The 16,421-nt window shown below is 35.0% G+C and carries 19 protein-coding genes, 1 other RNA gene and 1 riboswitch; of the genes, 16 read left to right on the top strand and 4 right to left on the bottom strand.

The annotated features are described in order from the left end of the window. Positions 1-18: 18 nt before the first annotated feature. Positions 19-621: a Holliday junction resolvase RecU gene (gene recU / locus BGI23_RS07880; protein ID WP_000155592.1), complete on the bottom strand. Its 603-nt coding sequence runs from the start codon at positions 619-621 to the stop codon at positions 19-21. A gap of 103 nt (positions 622-724) precedes the next feature. Between recU and BGI23_RS07885 the strand changes: the two genes are divergently transcribed. Beyond that, positions 725-1,750 carry a DUF2515 domain-containing protein gene (locus tag BGI23_RS07885; RefSeq protein WP_070807282.1) on the top strand — a complete coding sequence of 342 codons (1,026 nt, stop codon included), beginning with the start codon at positions 725-727 and terminating at the stop codon, positions 1,748-1,750. Between the two features lie 123 nt (positions 1,751-1,873). Here the strand turns inward: BGI23_RS07885 and BGI23_RS28360 are convergent, their stop codons facing one another. Then, a complete protein-coding gene (locus BGI23_RS28360; protein WP_002020884.1) occupies positions 1,874-2,050 on the bottom strand; it encodes a hypothetical protein in 177 nt (58 codons plus the stop codon). An 85-nt stretch (positions 2,051-2,135) separates the two neighbouring features. Here BGI23_RS28360 and BGI23_RS07890 point away from each other — a divergent pair, with 85 nt between their 5' ends. Then, positions 2,136-2,378, top strand: coding sequence for a hypothetical protein (locus BGI23_RS07890; RefSeq protein WP_001252039.1), 243 nt, complete (start codon positions 2,136-2,138; stop codon positions 2,376-2,378). A gap of 15 nt (positions 2,379-2,393) precedes the next feature. Beyond that, positions 2,394-2,738: a YppE family protein gene (locus BGI23_RS07895; RefSeq protein WP_070805631.1), complete on the top strand. Its 345-nt coding sequence runs from the start codon at positions 2,394-2,396 to the stop codon at positions 2,736-2,738. 24 nt (positions 2,739-2,762) lie between these two features. On the opposite strand, the gene BGI23_RS07900 is transcribed toward BGI23_RS07895, so the two are convergent. After that, positions 2,763-2,954, bottom strand: coding sequence for a YppF family protein (locus tag BGI23_RS07900; protein ID WP_000242664.1), 192 nt, complete (start codon positions 2,952-2,954; stop codon positions 2,763-2,765). Positions 2,955-3,131: 177 nt separating this feature from the next. Between BGI23_RS07900 and BGI23_RS07905 the strand changes: the two genes are divergently transcribed. From BGI23_RS07905 to pbuX, 13 genes are all read left to right on the top strand, one after another. After that, entirely contained in the window at positions 3,132-3,602 is a 471-nt protein-coding gene (locus tag BGI23_RS07905; RefSeq protein WP_000487707.1) for a YppG family protein, read from the top strand. A gap of 155 nt (positions 3,603-3,757) precedes the next feature. Further along, positions 3,758-4,183, top strand: coding sequence for a CotD family spore coat protein (locus BGI23_RS07910; protein ID WP_000546265.1), 426 nt, complete (start codon positions 3,758-3,760; stop codon positions 4,181-4,183). Between the two features lie 56 nt (positions 4,184-4,239). Then, complete coding sequence (locus BGI23_RS07915; RefSeq protein WP_000862920.1) at positions 4,240-4,794, top strand: SLOG family protein; 555 nt, start codon at positions 4,240-4,242, stop codon at positions 4,792-4,794. Between the two features lie 97 nt (positions 4,795-4,891). After that, entirely contained in the window at positions 4,892-5,230 is a 339-nt protein-coding gene (gpsB, locus tag BGI23_RS07920; protein WP_000622430.1) for a cell division regulator GpsB, read from the top strand. Between the two features lie 87 nt (positions 5,231-5,317). Further along, an RNA gene (rnpB, locus tag BGI23_RS07925) (RNase P RNA component class B) lies at positions 5,318-5,708 on the top strand. 180 nt (positions 5,709-5,888) lie between these two features. After that, a complete protein-coding gene (locus BGI23_RS07930; protein ID WP_000521234.1) occupies positions 5,889-7,028 on the top strand; it encodes a THUMP domain-containing class I SAM-dependent RNA methyltransferase in 1,140 nt (379 codons plus the stop codon). Between the two features lie 61 nt (positions 7,029-7,089). Further along, positions 7,090-7,272 carry a DUF3921 family protein gene (locus BGI23_RS07935; protein WP_000376892.1) on the top strand — a complete coding sequence of 61 codons (183 nt, stop codon included), beginning with the start codon at positions 7,090-7,092 and terminating at the stop codon, positions 7,270-7,272. 137 nt (positions 7,273-7,409) lie between these two features. Beyond that, the gene (locus tag BGI23_RS07940; protein ID WP_000493701.1) at positions 7,410-9,347 is read left to right on the top strand and encodes an ATP-dependent DNA helicase; all 1,938 of its coding nucleotides are present in this window, start codon (positions 7,410-7,412) and stop codon (positions 9,345-9,347) included. Between the two features lie 100 nt (positions 9,348-9,447). Then, a complete protein-coding gene (gene ypwA, locus BGI23_RS07945; RefSeq protein ID WP_070805632.1) occupies positions 9,448-10,965 on the top strand; it encodes a carboxypeptidase in 1,518 nt (505 codons plus the stop codon). Positions 10,966-11,010: 45 nt separating this feature from the next. Beyond that, on the top strand, positions 11,011-11,484 hold the full coding sequence (locus BGI23_RS07950; RefSeq protein ID WP_070805633.1) for a GNAT family N-acetyltransferase: 474 nt from the start codon (positions 11,011-11,013) through the stop codon (positions 11,482-11,484). Positions 11,485-11,622: 138 nt separating this feature from the next. Continuing rightward, entirely contained in the window at positions 11,623-12,369 is a 747-nt protein-coding gene (locus tag BGI23_RS07955; protein ID WP_000628426.1) for a type I methionyl aminopeptidase, read from the top strand. Positions 12,370-12,485: 116 nt separating this feature from the next. Further along, positions 12,486-12,587: riboswitch (purine riboswitch) on the top strand. Between the two features lie 107 nt (positions 12,588-12,694). Then, the gene (locus BGI23_RS07960; RefSeq protein ID WP_000866490.1) at positions 12,695-13,288 is read left to right on the top strand and encodes a xanthine phosphoribosyltransferase; all 594 of its coding nucleotides are present in this window, start codon (positions 12,695-12,697) and stop codon (positions 13,286-13,288) included. Between the two features lie 3 nt (positions 13,289-13,291). Then, positions 13,292-14,614 (top strand): xanthine permease PbuX, encoded by a 1,323-nt coding sequence (gene pbuX, locus BGI23_RS07965; RefSeq protein WP_070805634.1) that lies wholly within the window; start codon positions 13,292-13,294, stop codon positions 14,612-14,614. 462 nt (positions 14,615-15,076) lie between these two features. On the opposite strand, the gene BGI23_RS07970 is transcribed toward pbuX, so the two are convergent. Beyond that, positions 15,077-16,240, bottom strand: a complete 1,164-nt coding sequence (locus tag BGI23_RS07970) for a DUF418 domain-containing protein (protein ID WP_070805635.1) — start codon at positions 16,238-16,240, stop codon at positions 15,077-15,079. Positions 16,241-16,421: the final 181 nt, after the last annotated feature.

Consider the following 16,421-nt stretch of genomic DNA (forward strand, 5'->3'; position numbering starts at 1 on the left):
GCCTTAGTGATGACTCTATCACGAAAAATAAACCGTGTCTAGTACACGGATATAATCAATCCGAGGGTGATAACCGCATGATAATAAAGATCCATGCTCTTCTATTTCTTCTTTCGTAATCGATTTTCTTCCACCTGTATTTTGACGATTCCAAAATGCAATAATATGTTTTGCATCTAATAAATAAAGTTCATCAAAAAGTGTAAATTTAATAATAACAAATGCAATTCCATTATGAGCGATTACTTGCTTCATATGCTCAATTTGATGAAGGTGGAAGTTTTGAAGTGGAAAACTCGTTTTATTTTTTGTTTCTTTCGCTTCAAAATCGATGTATTTCCCTTTATATACACCGTTGTAATCTGTTGTAGAAGGTTGTTTAAAATACGCTTCTTTTACCACTGCAGCACTTCGAGCGGGGTAATCTACTTTTACAATTTGAAGAGGGGTAGGTTTTTTATGTACGCATGCAATATTATGGGTTAAGTAATATTCATTCGTTTCATTCAATTCCTCTTCAAGGGACATACCTCTGTTACTATAAGTATGTTTTTTAATTGGTGTTTTATGAGGTTGTGAAGCTTGATTGTACCGTTTTCCATTTGGGTAACGAATGGTCATAGTGTGTCCACTCCCAACTTGCTAAGAATTACTTACAAAGGTGATTATAACAAAAAATGAAAAAAGATGTGACCTTTTTGCAGAAAGGTATGATGACTTATTCATGTTTACATGGAATGATTATGAAAAAATTAAACAATATCGTAAAAATACGGTCTGTACAGAGGAAGAAAAAACAATGGTTTACAACATGAAGAGGGAAATAGAAATAGCTAATATGGACAACATTTCTCGAACGCAGTGTTATCAAGAATATTATGTAAGAAATAGTGAAATTAGGTGGGCTTTTTTAGCAAGTATGGTCTCGAGAAATGCGGGGTGGAATATGACTGATTTACAAGGGAGGTATTATGCTACTGTTTTACCTCAAACAGTAAAAAAACATTTGTTTTTGACTTATGAAGAAGCGAATTGGATTATTTTTTTAGATGTATTTCCTCAGCTGTTGTTATACGAAGAAAGTAAGAGGAGGCAGATCCCACTATTCCATTTGTTACAATATTTTAATGTATCCATTTTTATGGAAAAAGAATGGATATATTTTTGGGAGAAAAAAGATATAAATAGACTTATGACAGCGCTTATTATAAATGAACAAAATAAAATTCAAAAACCAGTTATTGAGAATGCATACTTTAAAAAACATGTATTCCATACAGCCCTTTTTAAATTACAAGAAATGCTTCATATTAGTGCCGTTATATTCCCAACCGTTGAAGGGAAGGTGTATGGTTTTTCAGTTTATCAATTTGAAACGTTACAGAAGCGTATAGAACTAGGAAAGAAATTAGCAGCGTTACTGTTCCATCCGAATTACAAAAGTTTATTCCATAGATTTGCATCGCAAACGATACACACAGGATCAAGAGCAGATTATGAATGTTATGTAAGTGAAGCTAGAAAATCTTGTACACCAGCTCTTAGGGAAGTTTATCCTGCTGTTGCACATGATGAAATAAGTATGAGAGATTGGTTTTGTAGAGATACGGAAATAAATGAACTATTTTTACCAGAAGAGTATACGGGTGAAGTTGATATAACAGAATGGTATAAAAGAAAGAGGGAGCAAATCTATATTGCTTCCACCGTAAATCGTTTTGTTAAAAGGATAGATGAGTTCGTGATATAATAAAAAAGAAGTCCCGTCTTCATAAATGAAGACGGGACTTCTTAATGTGAAGTAACCCTACTATGCGTGCTAAACATTTAATCTCAAAACGTAATGAATATAAGAGATTAAAGAAGTTTCACTTTATGTAGCAGGGAAGTTTGGACCATCTAATTTTGGATTGCCAGTTTCGGGTTTATTTTGTTTATTTTGTTTTTTCTTTTTTTCGTTTTTGTTCTTTGTCATTTTCATGCACCTCCTTTTTGTATTGTTACCATTTCTATAAATGACATACAAAATGATTTCTTTGACGAATAACAACTAGTTTTGTCATGTGGGCAGGAGTGAAGAATCATTCGGCGAAATTACATGACAAAGGAAAAGCAAAGAAGGAGGCGTTTTGTATATGGCGATGGTTCAGAAGGAAGATGTAATGAAAACAATGGATCAAATGTTAAGTTCTCTCGATTTGCTGGAAATGAATATAGGGATTAGAATGAATCATGCATTAAAGGATAAGAGTGAAAAAATATGCAACAAGATAGAAATAACAGAAATGCATATTGAGCATATGGAAAATAAATTAGTGCATCACGAAGAAAAAGGGAATTGGGTGAAGGCATTTCAAAACGTCGTAGTGAGTGCATAATAAGGTGGGAATAAAATGAAGTATGAAGCATTAATAAAGTCTTCGGAAAAACTTATGCAACATAATAATGAAGCAAATGTGAAAAAAAGAGAAATGATTGAATACGATTTTTATAAGGATATGAAACCGTTTGTAGATATGGTAGATGAGGAATTAAAAGTGTGGAAAGAATTAGCTTATGAATGGATTAAGGAAGAAAAACCGAAGTATATACATGTACAGCAAATTGATCAAGTGTACGATAATTTACAAACAAATGTGTTGCAATGCTTTGTAAATAAAGGTAAAGGTAAGCGATTCTTTGAAACGCATCAAGCCATTTCGTATACTTTGCAAAATATAATTGAGCAATGTAAGTAACAAGAGGGGAAACCCTCTTGTTTTTTATGCTTCTGTCACTGTTGTAGGTTTTGTTGCCCCGTTTATTTCTAGTTCTTTTATTACTGTTCGGTAATCTGAAATACATATTTTCCCTTCGAGATACCAATGTCTCGCAAAGTCTAACAATTCATTTACATTCTCTGTGTAATACCCCTTTTTTTGAGAAAACGCTTGTTTTAAATCCCCTAATACCATGTTGATTCCTCCCCCATGAGAATCTTCTTCTTTTTTATCATAGCATGGAAGGGTTTTCTTTTATAATTTTTTAAAAATTTAAACTTCCGACAAAAATAGACACATACTCCGTCACACAAATTATTTTACAAGTACATATTATATATGTAGAAACTTATGTGAAGGAGGAGAGAATGCATGTTTCAACAATCTAACGTATATCAGCAATCTAATCCATATGCACAGCAAAATATGTACCAATATAATACGGATACATATTTACGTTACAATATGTATCCTTTCGAGCCTCATTATGGAAATCAAAATTATTACCAGCCATTTGAAGTATCGTTTATGAATCAACCGCAGCAACCGTATATGAATCAACAACCGCAACCTTATATAAATTCACAATACTATATGCCACCACCATCTCCCTATGGCAATCAACAAGCGATGTTTTATCCACCAAAACAACCGTATCCGACACAAAATAAACAAAAGCAACAGCAGCAACCAAGTCAATTTTCTAGTTTTGTTTCCCAATTTAAAAATTCAGATGGTAACTATGATGTAAATAAAATGATGAATACAGCTGGACAAATGATGAATGCGATGAATCAAGTGACAGGTATTGTAAAGCAAGTGGGAGGCTTTTTTGGTAAGTAATGTAAAAGGTTTGTCTATAAAAAGCATTGGATAGAAAATCAAAGACTAGACAAATTTCCTTAGAATAAATGGGTATATATAACAAGCGGCTTACCCTCTTTTCTCATACTGTAAAGTGTAATCAGATTTTTTTTATGAGAGAGGAGAGAAAAACTATGCATCATTGTCATCCTTGCTTTGGAGGGCATAAGCCTACAGGACCTATTTGTACAACTGCTCCTGTCATTCATCCGACGAAACAATGCGTAACACATTCTTTTTCAACAACGGTGGTGCCACACATTTTCCCGACGCATACAACACATGTACATCATCAACAAATTAAAAACCAAAACTTCTTCCCGCAAACAAATTCAAATGTAAATGTTGTGGACCCAATCGATCCAGGATTCGGCGGATGTGGACCATGTGGCCATGGTCATCATCATCACCACCACGGTCATCAAATATCCCCATTCGGACCAGGACCAAATGTATCGCCGTTTGGACCAGGACCAAATGTATCACCATTTTTACCAAACAATGTATCACCAGTAGGTCCGAATATTGGACCAAACGTTGGTGGAATATTTAAAAAGTAAATGATATGTTAGAACTAGCGAAATGCTAGTTCTTTTTTTGTAATTGGAGTGTTGATATGAAAGTTATTGCAGTAACAGGCTATAAGCCCTTTGAACTTGGAATATTTAAAAATGATCATCCAGGAGTAGAATGTATAAAAAAGGCGTTGCGTCGTAAATTAATTGCTTTTGTAGAAGATGGTTTAGAGTGGGTTATAATAAGTGGCCAGTTAGGTGTAGAATTATGGGCTGCTGAAGTTGTTTTTGAAATACAAGTAGAATATCCAGATTTAAAATTAGCGGTATTTACTCCATTTTTAGAACAAGAAGAAGGTTGGAAGGAAGATAACCGTGAATATTACGAATTTATTCTCTCTCAAGCAGACCATGTTGATAGTATCACGAAACGTAAGTACGAAAGCCCAGAGCAATTTAAATTAAAAAATCAATTTTTTATTGAAAAAAGTGATGCGCTTTTAGCTGTATATGATGAAGAAAAACCAGGGAGTCCTAAATATATTGTAGAAGCAGCAAAGAAAAAAGGAGAAATAGAAAATTATCACAGTTATTTCATTCTTTTTTCCGATTTACAAGATATAATAGAAGAGGAACAGTGGAATAATGCTGAGTAATATGTAATATAGTACTCGTATATATGATTGACAAAAAGCATTGTTTCTGAAAAAATTTAGTTAATGAAAGTTTTGGCAAAAATTTGAGGTGAAGAAAATGATTTCGGATAAAATTAAATTAACGGCGAAAGATATTTTAGAAAAAGAATTTAAAACAGGTATGAGAGGTTATCAACAAGAAGAAGTAGACAAGTTTCTTGATATGATCATTAAAGATTATGAAGCTTTTCACAAGGAATTTGAACAATTAAAGCAACAAAATGCTCGTTTAAAGCGTGAATTAGAAGAGCAAAAGCTAGCAGCAACGCAAGTTCCACAACAACCAGTTGTACAAACACCAGTTGCACAACCAGTATATAACAACACGAATACGGACATTTTAAAACGTTTATCGAATTTAGAAAAAGCTGTATTTGGAAGTAAGTTATACGAATAATTTCTGGTGATAAAAAGGTTACAGCATTTTACATAGAAAAAAACATTGCAAAATCTTTTTGTTTCCACTATACTAATGGATGTCATAACGTTTGGGTAATCGCTGCAACGCCAACGTTGTAGAGGAAAGTCCATGCTCGCACGGCCTGAGATGGCTGTAGTGTTCGTGCCTAGCCAATTCATAAGCTAGGGTATTCTGGCTGTAAGGCTGGTTTAACGGCAGGGAAAAAACCTAAGTCCTTTCGGATATGGTTTGACTACCTTTAAAGTGCCACAGTGACGAAGTCCTTGAAGAAATGATAGGAGTGGAACGAGGTAAACCCCACGAGCGAGAAACCCAAATAATGGTAGGGGAATCTTTTCCAAGGAAATGAACGATGGGAAAGGACAGGTTGTATAACCTGTAGATAGATGATTGCCACCGGAGTACGAGGCGTGGGCCGTTTGCAGTACAAAGGAACAGAACATGGCTTACAGAACGTTATGAACCAACTATGAAATAACTCAGCTCTCCTTTGTTAGAGGAGGGCTTTTTATTTGTATGAAGTTATAAATGATGAGTTAAAATGGTTAATGAGAAAATTCTTCGTAAAATGTAATAATTAATAGGAGAAATGGCTATTAATTATTGTTTGAATATACATAAGAGGTGAATGCAAATGGGAAAAGTTACTTTAATCGCAACAGCGGCAATGGGTATTGAAGCTTTAGTTGCCCGAGAAGTTCGTGATCTAGGTTATGAATGCCAAGTAGAAAACAGCAAAGTAACATTTGAAGCAGATGAAAAGGCGATTTGTCGCACGAATTTATGGTTACGTACTGCGGACCGTGTGAAAATTAAAGTTGGCGAATTTAAAGCGACAACATTTGATGAGCTGTTTGAGAAAACAAAAGCATTAAACTGGGGAGATTATATTCCAGAGAACGGTGAGTTCCCTGTTATCGGTAAATCTTTAAAATCTGAGTTATTCAGTGTTTCGGATTGCCAGCGTATCGTTAAAAAGGCTGTCGTTGAAAAATTAAAAACAACATATAAACGTACAACTTGGTTTGAAGAAGATGGCCCGTTATTCCGTATTGAGATTGCAATGTTAAAAGATATCGCAACATTAACAATCGATGCGAGCGGTGTTGGACTTCATAAACGTGGATATCGTGTGGATCAAGGGGAAGCTCCTTTAAAAGAAACATTAGCTGCGTCTTTAATTAAATTAACAAACTGGAAGCCAGATCGTCCTTTCGTGGATCCTTTCTGTGGATCAGGTACAATTCCGATTGAAGCAGCATTAATTGGACAAAATATCGCACCAGGTTTTAACCGTGGTTTTGCATCGGATGAGTGGGGCTGGGTTGGTAAACAAAACTGGCGTGAAGCTCGTCAAGAAGCAGAAGATTTAGCGAACTATGATCAACCATTGCAAATCATTGGATCAGATATTGATCATCGTATGATTCGAGTTGCTCAAGATAACGCAGAAGAAGTAGGTTTAGGTGATTTAATTACATTTAAACAGATGCAAGTAAAAGATTTCACAACAAAAGAGGATTATGGCTATGTTGTAACGAATCCTCCATACGGAGAGCGTTTAAGTGAAAAAGCACTTGTTGAACAACTGTATAAAGAAATGGGACAAGTATTCCGTCCATTAGACACATGGTCGGCATATGTATTAACAAGTTACGAAGCATTTGAGAAGTGCTACGGAAAAGATGCATCGAAGAAACGTAAACTGTTTAATGGATTTATCCGTACAGATTACTACCAATACTTCGGAAAACGTCCACCTCGTAATTCATAGTATAAAACTCCTCCAGCGCGCATATACTGGCTATTATGTAATGCGTAAAGGAGGAACTGATATGGATAGTTTCCAATTATCAATGATTCAAAAAGCTATTCACCGTACGTATGATGAGCTCGGAAAAGAAGTGGATAACCAAGGTGCGATTGTAGATGAAATACAAAAAGCACAAGAAGAATATTTGTTAGCTCTTTCGCATGAAACAGCGATAGATAAACGGTATTTAAAGTCATTAATATAGAAGAAAATTTTCCTTTTTCGAAAGGAAAATTTTTTTTCGTGTATTTCCATGTATTACAACAGGGGAAAGTGGCTGCGCACATATGAGTAGCAGTTGCTATATCTTTTATAGAAAAACTTTTTGGTTGGAGGCTAAGGATGTTTACTGAGAAGAGATTACCATTTGAAGTAGGGAAACAAGACAATTTTTATGATAAGTTGAATGAGTGGATTGGAGATGTGTTTTATGACATCCTTCCGGAAAAAGGTTTTGAAGAGCGTGATGAACAAATTTTTATGGCGTTTCAATTAGAGCGTGCTTTCCAAGAAAAGAAGGTAATGTTCGCAGAAGCAGGTGTAGGAACCGGGAAAACAATTGTATATCTTCTATATGCAATTTGTTATGCACGTTATACTGGAAAGCCAGCGATTATCGCTTGTGCAGATGAAACATTAATTGAGCAGCTTGTGAAAGAAGAAGGGGACATTGCTAAATTATCTGAGGCATTAGGCTTATCGGTAGATGTAAGACTTGCGAAATCGATGGATAATTATTTATGTTTACGTAAACTTGAAGATGTTATGAGTGGACGAGCTCCTGAAGTAATTGAAGATGTATACTACGAATTACCGCAGTTTGTATTTGACCATGGTACGATGCAAAACTTTACTCACTATGGTGACCGAAAAGAATTTCCGCTTTTAAATGACGAGGAATGGTCAAAAGTAAATTGGGATTACTTCCAAGATTGTTTCACTTGTGATTCTCGACATCGTTGCGGGCAAACTCTATCACGTGAACATTATCGTAAAGCAGCAGATTTAATTATTTGCTCTCAAGATTTCTATATGGATCATATTTGGACGTATGATGCTCGTAAGCGTGAAGGACAAATTCCATTATTACCAGAAAGTAGTTGTGTTGTATTTGATGAAGGACATCTTGTAGAATATGCAGCTCAAAAAGCTTTAACATATCGTTTAAAGCAAACGATGATGGAGCAACTTTTAACGAGATTATTACAAAATGATATTCGCGAGGAGTTTGCGCATTTAGTAGAAGAAACAATTTGGCAAACAGAGCGATTCTTTGATGTGTTACAAGAGAATAAAAAAGAAATTGCTGGTTCTGATCGTTTAGAAATTACTGTGACAGAAAAAGTAACGGCTGAAGCGAAGCGACTTTATGCGAAAATTGGTGAAGTCGGTGATGCATTAGTATTTGAAAGTGAAATGCATACAGTAAACACGTATGATTTAAATATCGTTGATGAACATTTAGATGTATTAGAGCATTCACTTCGTCTGTTTATGCACGAGAAAAATGTAATTACATGGGGTGAAGAAGGTGATGGAGCTTTCACGTTAGTAATTATGCCGCGTGCAGTTGAAGAAGTATTACAAGAGAAAGTATTCTCGAAGAAAATCCCGTATATTTTCTCTTCTGCTACATTATCTAACAACGATTCATTCGCATTTACAGCAAATAGCTTAGGGGTAAAAGATTACTTATCATTCTCAGTTGCCTCCCCGTTTGATTACGAAGAGCAAATGGCAGTAAACTTACTATCTCATACGAAAGAAAATGAATGGGAAAGAAAGTGTCAATATACACTTGAAAATATACAAAAAACAAATGGACGTACACTTGTATTATTCCGTACAACGCAAGAACTTGCAGCGTTTAAAGAATATGTAAGTAAAGAACAAATGTCAGTTCCGTTCCTATATGAAGGGGACCAAGAAATTAGTCAGCTTGTTTCTCGTTTCCAAAATGAAGAAGAGACTGTACTTTGTGCCGTTCATTTATGGGAAGGTTTAGATATTCCTGGTTCATCATTATCACATGTTATTATTTGGTCATTACCATTCCCTCCAAACGATCCTGTGTTTGAAGCGAAGCGTAAGCACGTAAATGATCCATTTTGGGATGTAGATGTACCATATATGATTTTACGTCTTCGTCAAGGGATTGGCCGTTTAATTCGTACGAGCGAAGATAAAGGTGCTATATCAATCTTCTTATCTGATACAGAAGATGAGAAAGTGGTAGAGGCAGTGAAAAACGTACTACCAGTAGAAGGTAAAGAATTATAAGGAGAAAGCTTGGCGCTTGCCAAGCTTTTTTCTATTATAAAAGGAATTTATATTTTCATGTCGAATTAAGTTTGAGGTAGAAAAAGGAGGTTTTTATATAATGACAGTAGCTACATATGAAGTAGAAAAACAATTTTTAACATATGTGAAGAAGATACAAAATTACGGAGAAGCATTAAGCTTAATGTTTTGGGACTTGAGAACAGGGGCGCCTAAAAAAGGTGTAGACCAGCGTTCAGAAGTAATTGGCATGCTTTCATCAGAAGTGTTTGCTATGTCGACTTCAGATGAAATGGGAAATTATTTAACAGAGCTTGAAGATTTAATACGTGAAGACAAGCTTTCTGAAACGACGAAGAAAATGGTGGAAGAGTGCCGTAAAGAATATGATAGAAATAAGAAAATTCCACAAGCGGAATATGAAGCGTATGTGAAATTAGAAGCGAAAGCAGAAAGTGTGTGGGAAGAAGCTCGCGAAAAATCTGATTTCGAAATGTTCCGTCCGTATTTAGAACAAATCGTTGAATTTAAAAAGAAATTTATTGCATATTGGGGTTATGAAACATATAAATATAATACATTATTAGATATGTATGAGCCGGGCATTACAGTAGAAGTGTTAGACCACGTATTTGGTCAACTTCGTGAGCGTATCGTACCGCTCGTAAAAGAAATATCGGATTCGCAAAAGAGATTAAAGACAAGTGCTTTATCAGAACATTTTTCAAAAGAAAAACAAAAAAACTTTACATTAGAGCTATTAAAGCAATTAAATTATGACTTTGAAGCAGGTCGTCTTGATGAAACGGTACATCCATTCGAGATCACATTAAATAGAGGGGATGTTCGTATTACGACACGCTATGACGAAAAAGATTTCCGTATGGCTGTGTTTGGAACAATTCATGAATGTGGTCATGCTGTATATGAACAAAATATTGCAGAGAAATTTGAAGGTACACCGCTATGTAGTGGAACATCTATGGGGATTCATGAGTCACAATCATTATTCTTTGAGAACTTTATCGGTCGTAATAAATCATTCTGGAAGAAAAATTATGATTTATTAAAAGAGTATAGCGATGGTCAATTCAATGATATATCAGTAGATGAGTTTTATGATGCAATAAATGAATCGAAGCCTTCATTTATTCGCATAGAAGCAGATGAGCTTACATATCCGCTTCACGTTATGGTTCGTTATGAACTTGAGAAAGAGTTATTTGATGGCACATTACAAGTGAAGGATTTACCAGCGGCTTGGAACGATAAAATGGAAGCATATTTAGGAATTCGTCCGGCTAACGATGCACAAGGCGTATTACAAGATGTTCACTGGGCTGGTGGTTCATTTGGATACTTCCCATCTTATGCGCTTGGTTATATGTATGCAGCGCAATTTAAGCAAAGAATGGTAAAAGACATTCCGAATTTTGATGCATTATTAGAAGAAGGAAACGTAACGCCAATTCGTGAATGGTTAACAGAAAACATTCACCAATACGGTAAAACGAAAAAGCCACTTGAAATTTTAGAAGATGTAACAGGTGAAGGATTGAATGCAAATTACTTAGCAGATTATTTAGAAGCGAAGTATAGAGAGATTTACGAGTTATGAAAAAGGGCTGCTTACTTGCAGCTCTTTTTTTAAGGGGATAGAAAAATGGAGTATACTTATACAGTAATGACGCAAGAAGAAGCAGAAGAAATTGCATACAACTGGCATTATGAAGGGAAATATTCCTTTTACGATATAGAGGCAGATGAAGAAGATTTAGCTGAATTTTTACATGATGAGAGTAGAGGGGATCATACATTTTCTGTGAAGGAAAATGGCACTCTCATTGGTTATTTTACTGTTTGTAAAATAACTGATGGGACGGTTGATATAGGTCTTGGAATGAGACCTAATATAACGGGGAATGGATTTGGTTTACAGTTCATAAATGCTATACTAGCTTTTAGTAAAGAAAAATATGGATGTAATTATATAACACTATCAGTAGCTACATTTAATAAAAGAGCGATTAAAGTGTATAAAAGGGCAGGGTTTGAAGCAGTTGGAACGTTTATACAGAAGACGAATGGTAGTTATTTTGAATTTTTGAAAATGAATTATATATGTAAAAATGATTAAAAAAACAGAAGAATCTCCTTCTGTTTTTTATGCAGAAATAAATCTTACTATTTGTAATTGGAAGTTTTGTAATTTTGGAAGAGGATGTGTATGATTGAAGTTTAATGGTAAATAGCAAGTTTAGTAAGGAGAGACAGCATGATTACAATTAAAACGAAAAATGAAATAGATTTAATGCATGAATCTGGAAAGTTACTTGCTTCATGTCATAGAGAAATTGCGAAGATAATGAAACCAGGTATTACAACAAAAGAAATTAATACGTTTGTGGAAGCGTATTTAGAAAAACATGGTGCAACGTCTGAGCAGAAAGGGTACAACGGATATCCATATGCGATATGTGCATCTGTAAACGATGAAATGTGTCATGCATTTCCGGCCGATGTTCCTTTGACTGAGGGTGATATTGTAACAATTGACATGGTAGTAAACTTAAATGGTGGTCTTTCAGATTCTGCTTGGACGTATAGAATTGGAAAAGTTTCTGATGAAGCAGAAAAGTTATTACTAGTAGCTGAGAATGCTTTGTATAAAGGCATTGAGCAGGCGATAATCGGTAATCATGTAGGAGATATTGGTTATGCGATTGAAAGTTATGTAGCTGCTGAAGGTTTTTCTGTCGCAAGAGACTTTACGGGACATGGAATCGGTAAAGAAATTCATGAAGAACCAGCAATTTTTCATTTTGGGAAGCAAGGACAAGGGCCTGAGTTACAAGAAGGAATGGTAATTACAATTGAGCCAATTGTCAATGTAGGTATGCGATATTCGAAAGTAGATTTAAATGGATGGACCGCGAGAACGATGGACGGGAAATTATCAGCTCAATATGAGCATACAATTGCGATTACAGAAGATGGACCAATCATTTTAACGAAGTTATAATTGGGAATGAAAGAGTTTACAAAACTCGAACGAAAATGATGTTTTTATAAAATTTGTACGTGTTTTATGAATAAAAGCTTTTCAAAGTATAAAAAGTGCGTTATAATCCTTCTATAAAATAAATAGTTAGCTACACTCATATAATCGCGGGGATATGGCCTGCAAGTTTCTACCGAAGTACCGTAAATACTTTGACTATGAGTGAGGACGAATATATTTGCTTGTTTAGCATTCTTTTTTGCGAAACTCCAAAAGCGCGTCTCTCACTTGTAACGAGTGGTGGCGGCTTTTGGAGTTTTTTTATTGCATAAGAGGGGGAACAAACATGAAAGTATTACAAGAAAAGATTTTGAACGAAGGAAAGGTTTTATCTGGTGATGTATTAAAGGTAGATGCATTTTTAAATCATCAAATTGATCCAGTACTTATGCAAGAAATCGGAAAAGAATTTGCTAAACGTTTTAAAGAAGAGAACATTACAAAAATCGTGACGATTGAATCTTCAGGTATTGCACCAGCAGTTATGGCTGCATTAGAGCTTGGTGTAAAAGTAATCTTTGCTAGAAAGCGTAAATCGTTAACGTTACAAGATAATATGTATGTTGCAAACGTATATTCATTTACAAAACAAGAAACGAATGAAATTTCGTTATCTCGAAATCATATTGATGAAAGTGATCGCGTTTTAATTATTGATGACTTTTTAGCAAACGGTCAGGCTGCTTTAGGTTTAATGAGCCTAGTAGAGCAAGCTGGAGCAAGTATTGCTGGACTTGGTATTGTTATTGAAAAAGCATTTCAAGATGGAGGAAAGAAGCTTCGTGAACAAGGCGTTCGTGTTGAATCACTAGCAGAAATTGCATCACTTGATAATAACGCAGTTACATTTGTACAGCAAGAAACTGCGGAGGTGAAATAAACGATGAAGCAACATCCAATTAAAATCGCATCGCTTGGTATGCAGCATATGCTTGCTATGTATGCTGGCGCAATTATCGTTCCGCTTATTGTGGGCGGCGGACTTGGTTTAAATCAAAAAGAGTTAACATATTTAGTCTCAATTGATTTATTAATGTGCGGCGTTGCGACAATTTTACAAGCATTATCAAATCGCTTTTTCGGTATTGGACTCCCAGTTGTACTAGGTTGTACATTTACAGCCGTTGGGCCGATGATTGCAATTGGAAAACAATACGGCGTGTCTTCTATTTATGGAGCAATTATTGCTGCGGGTTTATTCGTTGTTATTTTTGCGAAATTATTTGGAAAGCTTGTAAAACTGTTTCCTCCTGTTGTAACAGGATCTGTCGTTACCGTAATTGGAGTTACACTTGTTCCAGCAGCAATTAATGATATGGCTGGAGGGGTAGGAAGTAAAGATTTCGGTAGTCTTGAAAATTTAGCATTAGCATTTGGTGTGTTACTATTTATTATCATTATGTATCGTTTCTTTGACGGATTTATTCGTTCAATCTCTATTTTACTAGGTCTATTGTTTGGTACAATCGTTGCAGCATTTATGGGGAAAGTAAGCTTGCAAGCGGTTGGAGAAGCAGATTGGTTCCATGGTGTTCAGCCATTTTACTTCGGTACACCAACATTTGAATTAACGCCAATTATTACGATGATTCTAGTTGCTTGCGTAGGGATTGTAGAAGCAACAGGTGTTTACTTTGCATTATCTGATATTTGCAATAAAAAGATTGGTGAAAAAGAATTAACAAAAGGGTATCGTGCAGAAGGATTAGCGATGGTGTTAGGTGGTATTTTCAACGCCTTTCCGTATACAACATACTCACAAAACGTAGGGCTTGTTCAATTAACTGGAGTAAGAAATCGCGTGATTATTTACACGTGTGGTGGTATGTTAATCGTTCTTGGGTTCATTCCAAAAATCGCAGCTATTACTACAATCATTCCGAAATCAGTACTTGGCGGTGCGATGTTAGCGATGTTCGGTATGGTAATGGCATATGGTATTAAAATGTTAAGTAGCGTTGATTTTGGAAGACAAGAAAACTTATTAATCGTTGCATGTTCTGTCGGAATCGGACTTGGAGTTACAGTTGTTCCTACTTTATTCTCACAACTTCCAGAAAGTATTCGTATTTTAACAGATAACGGAATTGTACTTGGAAGTGCGTCAGCAGTAGTGTTAAATATCGTATTTAATATGGTGCCGCAGCGTAAAGTGAAAGTAAAAGAAGAGCCAGTGACTATGCAAAGTGCGGTAAGAGAAGCGTAAAAAGTGATAAAAGGTTCAAATCGTAAATGATTTGAACCTTTTATTTTTGCTTAATTTATATGGAAAAGAAAGAAGAACTAGAGATAGCCATAAATAAAAGCGTTGAGTTAAAAATTCTCTATAAATAAAAAGGAGGATTTTTATTTATAGAGAATAGATACTTCATGTTATGGAATTTGGGGAGGGTAAAATGATGAATGCTCGATTAAGTAATTCAAATCTAATGATTGATGTTGTCCAAAATGCAAATCATTCCCTAGATATTGAAGGATTTGAAGTGAAATATTCAATTTTAGTAATATCAAAAATAATGGAAAGACTTCATAGGATCATCAATTTGAAGTAACCTAAAATTAATAAATTAGTGTGTAATTTTAATTGTAAAATAAATATAAAAGAGGTGCTGAATTGCACCTCTTTTTGAATAGTTAATTATATAATTTAAAACAAACCCTGATAGGATTACGAGACCTTGCTTTTCTTTTTAAGTGGCATCATTTTCCCGTACGTACCAAGACGCCAAATGTACTCAAGTGGCCCGTATTGATAACGTGACAGCCACCAGCGGCTAATAAAGATTTGTAACGTGTAGAAACCGATGCAGAATAATGGTCCTACCCATAATGGAGCAAGATAATCATTTTTGAACAATAGTCCGAATACAAGCAACGTAACAATTGTATGCGAGATATAATTTGTTAATGCCATGCGACCAACGTACTGGAACGGACGTAATATCTTTTGCCATTTTTCTTTTTGTAATAAACGCATGAGCGTGAAAATGTAGAATATGAATAATGTCTTTCCGCTTATCATCGTAATACCCATAAGTGAAAATGGTGTGTATGGTTGATTGTTCATAAAGAAGTAAACCATAATAAACCACATCGGTAATGTTAAAATGAACATAATGATTTGACATTTCTTTAGTTTTGGATCTAATTCTTTCGCACGGCGGAAAATATCTTTTTTACCGGCATATAATCCGAGTAAAAACAATCCTAGTGTTTCAGGAAGCATAATAAGACTGTTACTTATTGCTTCAGAGTAGAAAGAATAGAATCGGTCTGTGATTTGTAAGCCCCAGTTTTCTAACGGCATAATTGCTGTGGAAAGGCCTAACTCCTCTACTGGCACGATTAACATGACAAGAGAACCTAATAATGTGAACAATTGCATGAAACTTAATAGTACAACTGACCATATTAAAATAGTACGTGGCTTTCTTTTGTAAAATAAAAATAAGAAAAACCCGGTAATTGCATAAGTATGTAAAATGTCTCCGTCCCATAAAAGAACGTAATGTAAGAAACCAAATAATAATAAAATAAGTAAGCGACGAACAAATAAAGTTTTTGGTCGATCTGTTTTCGCCTCAGCACGATTCATAAAAATATAAAAACCTAATCCGAATAAAAACGAAAAAATGGTATAAAATTTCGTTTGAATAAACATATCGTAAAATAGGCGAATGTAGCTGTCTATCCCTTCGTAAATTCCTGTAATATCACGGGAGTCGACTCCGGCGATAACAGGCCAGTTAACAAGAAAAATACCAAGTACAGCTATTCCTCTAATAATATCGATGGAGTGTATCCTCTCGCCTTGTGAAATATTTTGTGTCATTATTTTCCTCCTTGTTAAGTAATTCCCTTTTATTATACAAAATGTAAGATGGAGGGTATAGGGTGGATTTCCATTTTTTTTAACTATTAAGTTATGTAAGATGAGATATAATAAGAGTGCACAACAAGTTTTAATCTTCTTCAAAACAGGCAGTAAAGCTCCTTCTTATAAGGGGCTTTCT

The sequence above is a fragment of the Bacillus sp. ABP14 genome, from assembly GCF_001831375.1.
GTDB lineage: Bacteria > Bacillota > Bacilli > Bacillales > Bacillaceae_G > Bacillus_A > Bacillus_A paranthracis.

Bases quoted from the DNA above. Each gene is read 5' to 3' on its own strand.
- BGI23_RS07890 (WP_001252039.1), top strand. From the start codon at position 2,136: ATGGCGATGGTTCAGAAGGAAGATGTAATGAAAACAATGGATCAAATG.
- BGI23_RS07885 (WP_070807282.1), top strand. From the start codon at position 725: ATGTTTACATGGAATGATTATGAAAAAATTAAACAATATCGTAAAAAT.
- BGI23_RS07950 (WP_070805633.1), top strand. From the start codon at position 11,011: ATGGAGTATACTTATACAGTAATGACGCAAGAAGAAGCAGAAGAAATT.
- BGI23_RS07930 (WP_000521234.1), top strand. From the start codon at position 5,889: ATGGGAAAAGTTACTTTAATCGCAACAGCGGCAATGGGTATTGAAGCT.
- BGI23_RS07940 (WP_000493701.1), top strand. From the start codon at position 7,410: ATGTTTACTGAGAAGAGATTACCATTTGAAGTAGGGAAACAAGACAAT.
- recU (WP_000155592.1), bottom strand. From the start codon at position 621: ATGACCATTCGTTACCCAAATGGAAAACGGTACAATCAAGCTTCACAA.
- BGI23_RS07900 (WP_000242664.1), bottom strand. From the start codon at position 2,954: ATGGTATTAGGGGATTTAAAACAAGCGTTTTCTCAAAAAAAGGGGTAT.
- pbuX (WP_070805634.1), top strand. From the start codon at position 13,292: ATGAAGCAACATCCAATTAAAATCGCATCGCTTGGTATGCAGCATATG.
- BGI23_RS07935 (WP_000376892.1), top strand. From the start codon at position 7,090: ATGGATAGTTTCCAATTATCAATGATTCAAAAAGCTATTCACCGTACG.
- BGI23_RS07960 (WP_000866490.1), top strand. From the start codon at position 12,695: ATGAAAGTATTACAAGAAAAGATTTTGAACGAAGGAAAGGTTTTATCT.
- BGI23_RS07905 (WP_000487707.1), top strand. From the start codon at position 3,132: ATGTTTCAACAATCTAACGTATATCAGCAATCTAATCCATATGCACAG.
- BGI23_RS07895 (WP_070805631.1), top strand. From the start codon at position 2,394: ATGAAGTATGAAGCATTAATAAAGTCTTCGGAAAAACTTATGCAACAT.
- BGI23_RS07910 (WP_000546265.1), top strand. From the start codon at position 3,758: ATGCATCATTGTCATCCTTGCTTTGGAGGGCATAAGCCTACAGGACCT.
- BGI23_RS07915 (WP_000862920.1), top strand. From the start codon at position 4,240: ATGAAAGTTATTGCAGTAACAGGCTATAAGCCCTTTGAACTTGGAATA.
- BGI23_RS07970 (WP_070805635.1), bottom strand. From the start codon at position 16,240: ATGACACAAAATATTTCACAAGGCGAGAGGATACACTCCATCGATATT.
- ypwA (WP_070805632.1), top strand. From the start codon at position 9,448: ATGACAGTAGCTACATATGAAGTAGAAAAACAATTTTTAACATATGTG.
- gpsB (WP_000622430.1), top strand. From the start codon at position 4,892: ATGATTTCGGATAAAATTAAATTAACGGCGAAAGATATTTTAGAAAAA.
- BGI23_RS07955 (WP_000628426.1), top strand. From the start codon at position 11,623: ATGATTACAATTAAAACGAAAAATGAAATAGATTTAATGCATGAATCT.